This window comes from Phocaeicola sp. ICN-14070 (genome assembly GCF_037892625.1).
Taxonomy (GTDB): Bacteria; Bacteroidota; Bacteroidia; order Bacteroidales; family Bacteroidaceae; genus Phocaeicola; species Phocaeicola plebeius.
Window position 1 is genome coordinate 21,894 of sequence record NZ_JBBKBF010000054.1, and the last position, 6,077, is coordinate 27,970.

Sequence of the window (6,077 nt, forward strand, 5' to 3'; positions counted from 1 at the left end):
GTATAAGGTCCGAGGAAAAATATTATCTTTGCAGAAAGAAGCATAAACCTTATAATAATATGACTAAAAAAATACTTTTGTTGGGTTCCGGGGAACTCGGAAAGGAATTTACCATTGCTGCCCAGCGTTTGGGACAGTATGTAATTGCGTGTGACTCTTATGCAGGTGCACCGGCTATGCAGGTGGCAGATGCATGCGAGGTATTCAGTATGTTGGATGGAGAAGCTTTGGACCGTGTGGTAGAAAAGTATCGTCCGGATATAATTGTTCCTGAAATAGAAGCAATTCGTACTGAACGGCTTTATCACTTGGAAAAAGAAGGTATACAGGTTGTACCAAGTGCCCGTGCGGTGAATTTTACGATGAACCGTAAGGCTATCCGTGATTTGGCAGCGAAGGAACTGGGACTGAAGACGGCAAAGTATTTTTACGCTTCTTCTTATGAAGAACTGAAGGAAGCTGCCGGAAAGATCGGCTATCCTTGTGTCATTAAGCCGTTGATGTCTTCTTCTGGTAAGGGACAGTCTGTCGCCAAGAGTGAGGAAGATTTGAAGTATTCTTGGGAATACGGATGCAGCGGAAGCCGTGGGGATATTAAGGAACTCATTGTAGAAGAGTTCATACACTTTGACAGTGAAATTACCCTGCTGACCGTGACACAGAAGAATGGTCCTACCTTGTTCTGTCCTCCTATCGGACACGTTCAGAAAGGTGGTGACTACCGTGAAAGTTTCCAGCCGGCTCATATCGCACCGGAACATCTGGCTGAGGCTCAGCAAATGGCAGAGAAGGTGACTCGTGCTTTGACGGGCTATGGCTTGTGGGGAGTAGAATTCTTCCTGAGCCACGAAAACGGAGTTTATTTCTCTGAGTTGTCTCCTCGTCCACACGATACAGGAATGGTTACACTGGCCAATACACAAAACTTGAACGAGTTTGAGCTGCATTTATATGCAGTGTTGGGACTCCCGATTCCAGGTATTACACAGGAACATATCGGAGCTAGTGCCGTAATTCTTTCTCCTGTTTCCAGCCAAAAGGCACCGCAGTATAGAGGAGAGGAACTTGTTTGCTCTCAGCCTAATACTTATCTCCGTATTTTCGGAAAACCTGCTACCCGCTTGAATCGTCGTATGGGAGTGGTGGTTTGCTATGACAAGAATGACGGTGATTTGGATGCACTGCGTGATAAGTGTAAGTCACTGGCTGCCAAGGTAGAAGTATATTGAGAATTGATTTATGTCATGAAAATTGCATAAATAAACGAAAAACTTCATTGCTATGTTTTAGAAATATGTTTTAAATACATATATTTGCGCCCGCAAAATTAAACTAAACATAAATGGCAGAAAACAAAACAGTGAAGTATCATATTCCTCACAGAGGGATATATATGTATTCTCATGTACACGAAGGAAAAACTGAAATGATTGTGCTGAATAGCACTGGTTCAGAACAAATTCTGGATAGTGAGTGCTATACTGTCTTAACTAAGGATTCTAAAGAAGGTAGAGATGTTTCGAGCGGGAAAAAGATTGACTTGACAAAGAATTTGGTAATTTCTCCTCGTAAATCATTGATTATTGAATTCTGAGAAATGTTTATAAATAAGGAGACTGTCGTGATGCTGAATCGGACAGTCTCCTTATTTTTATACCATATCGTCGCCTGCTTTGGTGTATTTCACGCGAATTGTCTTATGGAACGGTATGAAACGTGAAACAATGGCTATGACCAGTGAGATGACAAACAGATAGCCTAATATGTGCTTGAGCGAAAGCAGAAGGCTTTGCTGCTGTAGGGTGGCATGGAGTGTCTGGGTAGCCATTTGTGTAGCTTCGGTATATTCGTGCCCTTGTGCCAGATGCTGTGTGAGGGACTGATTGAACTGGCTGGCAGCCAACGGGTCGGTCTGACTGATTGTTTCGGATAGGGAGTACATGTATTTTTGTTCCAGCCGGTAGAGGGTATTGCTGTAAAAAGAGGTTGCCAGAATGGGGGCCAGTACCGAACGGAAGCAAATCAGGAAAAAGGCATTGGCCAGCAGGAATTTAGGATTCAGCTCCTCTACGGCGAACAGGGCAAAGGCTATGATGAGTACCAGCATGCCTAATCCTCTTAAGAATACAGGAAGAAAAAGCATCTCGTATGTGCTTTCAGGAGAAACCGTGAAATACAATATTCCGAAAAAGGCTGCAAAGCAACTCATGCCGCCGGCTATCAGAAAGCGGAAACGCCAGCGCTGCCAGCGGAACCACCAGAAGCAGATGAAAGCTCCCAATACATATCCAGGTAACAGATAGATGTAAAGCTGGTACGTGTGCGTACTGTCCACCTTCAGAATGCTGGTCATATAATTGGTCAGCAGGGTGGTAGAGGTACTGAAAAACATGACCAGCATCATGTAGAAGTAACCTACGATGGCTTTTGGCTGGTACAATGGAGCTAGGTTTACATACGGCTGCTTGGAGTGATATTGTTTCCAGATGAAGAAAGCGATTAAGATGGGAGCAATAACCAGATAGAGCCGGATTTTAAAAGAAGACGTCCAGTCGAGTACTTTCCCATAGTTAATGACGTACATCAGCATCAGTAATCCGGTGGCAATGACAAGCATTTCCCGAATGTGCAGTTCCGAAAGCCGGATGGGTTTAAGCGGTCGGTTGTGACGGAAACAGACGATGACAATCAGAATGGATGTCATGAGCATCATCATCATGAAGTAATACATGTATTGCCAGTTGTAGTGATAGGCCAGCTCAGCGGTCACAATCATGGACACTTGTCCTCCGGCAAATACTAACGGGTAGAAATAGGAATAGAATTCACTTCGTACATTTTTCGGACTGAAAATCTTGGTCGCTCTTCGGATGAACCAAAGCATGAGAAATCCTTTCAGAAAGCCGATAAAGAAACTGCAGATGATGACCAAGTCAATGTTTTGCGAACGGGCACATACCCAGCTGAGCAGGAACTGTATGCTTAGGTCAGTCAGTAGCAGAAACTTGGACGAAAGGGCATCAAGTACCTTGGGTACGATGGGGTAGGCTATGGCCATTCCGGCAGAAGCGGCATAGTATCCCATGGTGATGTCTTCTGTATTGGTTCCCAAGGTACTGGATACTTCGAGCATACTGCCGGTGTAGGAACCGTTCAGCATGGTTACGGGAAGGATGATGAAGAAGATACATATCATCCCCAGCCAGTCGGGAACCCATTGACGTACGGGGACGTCGAGTTGTTTCATGGTCATCATTTGCGTAAGGCTTCAGTTTCTACCATCATTCCGGCTCTCAGACTGCTCATTTCTTCCGGAGTTATGTCTTTCAGGTCAATTCTTACGGGGATACGTTGCTGTACTTTGACAAAGTTTCCGGCAGAATTGTCGGTAGGAACCAGCGAATATTTGGAGCCGGTGGCTTCCGAAATGGCCGTTACAGTGCCGTGAAAGACTTTTCCAGGGAGGGCGTCTACCTTGATGCGTACTTCTTGTCCGATGTAAATATGGATAATCTGTGTTTCCTTGTAATTGGCTGTCACCCATTTATCCGTATTCCGAACCAGATACGAGATGGTTTGCCCAGCCTGTACATATTGACCGGGTTCCAGGGTTCGGCGTCCCATATAACCGTCATACGGAGCTGTCAGTACGGTATATGACAAATTAAGACGGGCCAAATCCAGGCTGGCTTCCTTGCTCAAGATGGCTGCTTCTGCGCTGGTGGTTCGTCGGGTAGTTTCCGTGAACTGCGACTGAGCCGCTTTTCGCTGTTCTAACAATGCCTGATAGCGGGCCTGGGCTGCTTCGTAAGACGCTTTGGCCTGTTCATATTGCTGTTCGGGCACAGATTCCTCTTTGAGCAGTCTGGCAAAACGGCGGTAGTCCTGCTCCAGCTGCCATAATTTGGCCTTCGCTTCGGCAATATTGGCATCTTGCACGGCGATGTTGGTTTGTGAAGTCTCTATACCGGAATGAAGTACCTCTTTGGAGCCTTTCACGTCCAGCAGGGCAGCTTCCGCCTCTTTCACCTTTATCTGATACTCACGGTTGTCCAGTATCAGCAGTGTATCTCCCTGATGTACATACTGATGTTCTTTGAAGCGTACTTCCTTGATGTAGCCGGAGGCACGGATGTTCAGCGGACTTACGTACTGGTCAATAAAGGCATCGTTCGTAATTTCATAATGAATGTATTTCCAAAAGTAATTGGCCACCCATATCAGTCCGGAGCCAGCAATCAGAATACATAGAAAGTTGAGCAGGATGTTCTGCAGTCTTCTTTTCCGGAGTTTCTTGTGTGTATCTTGTAGCGTCATATTCTTTATAGTTTAGTGAAGTTATAATCTTCCGCAAGCTTTTTGCAGCTGGTAGTAGGTGTAAATGATTCTGGTGCGCGAAGAGGTCAATTGTAGCTCGGCATTGAGCAACACGGAATTGGCATCCAGCAGGTCGGTGAGTATGGCCAGCTGGTTCATGTAACGGTTTTGCATGATGCGGTAGTTTTCCTGTGCCTGGCGGACCGACAATTCCCAGGCTTCTTCTTCCTGTAAGGCTTCCTTGTGGCGCAGGATGGCGTTGTAAATATCCATCTGCAGCTGTTGTTTTTTCAGCTCTTCTTCTTTTTTCTGTACGGCAACCTGAAGCTGGCTTTCCTTGATTTTGTGTCCGTTCTTGAATAAGGAAGAGAGCGGATACGACACGGAAAGTCCGATATTCCAGTTATTGTTGTATAAGTCGGTCATGGTACGCGTGATGGGGCGGGCCAGGGTGTTCGACGCATACAGGTTGATGTTCGGCCTGCGTGAGGCACGGTCTATCTCTATCTGGTTCTGGGCCAGTTCGGTTTCCTTGCGTAGCAGCTGCATGTCTGGTGCCTGCTCGTAGGCTGACAGGAGGTAGTCGTCGTAGCTGTCCAGCGGGGTAGCTTGCTGAAGCAGTGTCGTGTCGGGCGTAATAATCGGGTTACGGTCGTTTCCTAACAGCAGGTTCAGTTGTTGCGACACGATGTGAATGCTGTTTTCCGTTTCCTGCAAAGACAGCCGGTCATTGGTCAGTTGCATTTCGCTGCGCAATACGTCATTGTTGGTGATAAGTCCCTCTTTCTTCATTTGACGTATATCTTGCAGGCGACGTTCGGATTCTTCGATGTTACGGGTAAGTACAAGATGCTGTTTGAATAAGGTAAAAAGCGTCAGGTACTGGTTGAGTAATCCCAATTTGATGTCGGCCTGATTCGTCATCCGTTGCAGTCTGGCTATTTCGGTTTCAATGTCTGCCTTCTGGATGGAACGGCGGATTTTTCCTCCCTGATAAAGCGGCTGGTTAAAGTCGACCGTATAATTCTGCGACCAGTCCGGAGTATCAGGGTAGGTGGGGTTGGAAAGTCCGTTCTGAAAGACCACGGACTGACCGATGATGCCTCCTTTCAGCCCTATTTCCAGGTCAGGAAGCAGGCCGGTTTTGGCATACAATTTCCGTTCATGGGCTATTCTTTCTTTCAGGCTGTCACTCTGCAATAGCAGGCTGCTTTTGATGCCCGATTCGAACAGTTGTTCGACCGACAAGAATAAAGAGTCCTGCTGTGCCTGTGCGGAGACAGCCCAAAACAGACTACCTGTAAAAATCAGTTTTCGGATGATGTTAGAAACCTTCAAGGACATTTTGTACTGTTTTTAATTCAGATAATATCTTTGCCGTTCGTTCGGTAGACAATATTTCTTCTGCGTTGGCGTATACCAGATTAAGAATCGGGCGAATCTGGACTTTAAGTGCTTCTCCTTCAGGGGTGAGGTACACCAGCTTGTTGCGTCGGTCGTTTGTATCCTCTTTCCGGTAGACATATCCCTTCTTTTCCAGGTTGTTCATCAGGTTGGTCAGGCAGGCTTTGTCTTTGGCAGTACGCTCAGCCAGTGCCTGTTGGGTAATGCCCTGTTCATGCCAGAGACTGCTTAAAACTTGAAGCATTTCGAAGGTGATGCCGGCATTATTATCTTTTAGGGTGCGTTGCATGGCACGTCGAAAGGCCATGCGAGTGCGGAAAATTTGTATCATGAGTTCCCGGAACTCGTTTCCTTCT

General features: G+C 46.3%; 6 protein-coding genes. 2 read left to right on the plus strand and 4 right to left on the minus strand.

Translation table 11 applies throughout. From position 1 onward, the window contains the following. Nucleotides 1-2 precede the first annotated feature (2 nt). A complete protein-coding gene (gene purT / locus WKT20_RS13520) occupies nt 3-1,229 on the plus strand; it encodes a formate-dependent phosphoribosylglycinamide formyltransferase (RefSeq protein ID WP_259299516.1) in 1,227 nt (408 codons plus the stop codon). 113 nt (nt 1,230-1,342) lie between these two features. Next, entirely contained in the window at nt 1,343-1,594 is a 252-nt protein-coding gene (locus WKT20_RS13525; RefSeq protein ID WP_007562751.1) for a cyclomaltodextrinase C-terminal domain-containing protein, read from the plus strand. 57 nt (nt 1,595-1,651) lie between these two features. Here the strand turns inward: WKT20_RS13525 and WKT20_RS13530 are convergent, their stop codons facing one another. The 4 genes from WKT20_RS13530 to WKT20_RS13545 all read right to left on the minus strand — a co-directional run. Then, nucleotides 1,652-3,256, minus strand: a complete 1,605-nt coding sequence (locus tag WKT20_RS13530; RefSeq protein ID WP_181979069.1) for an MFS transporter — start codon at nt 3,254-3,256, stop codon at nt 1,652-1,654. After that, nucleotides 3,253-4,317, minus strand: a complete 1,065-nt coding sequence (locus WKT20_RS13535) for an HlyD family secretion protein (RefSeq protein ID WP_022053553.1) — start codon at nt 4,315-4,317, stop codon at nt 3,253-3,255. Before WKT20_RS13535 ends, WKT20_RS13530 begins: the two co-directional genes overlap by 4 nt. A 21-nt stretch (nt 4,318-4,338) precedes the next feature. Then, on the minus strand, nt 4,339-5,661 hold the full coding sequence (locus WKT20_RS13540) for a TolC family protein (RefSeq protein WP_117747544.1): 1,323 nt from the start codon (nt 5,659-5,661) through the stop codon (nt 4,339-4,341). Then, nucleotides 5,642-6,077: MarR family winged helix-turn-helix transcriptional regulator (locus WKT20_RS13545; protein WP_340417509.1), on the minus strand; the 436-nt coding region annotated here is incomplete at its 5' end. The genes WKT20_RS13540 and WKT20_RS13545, both read right to left, overlap by 20 nt.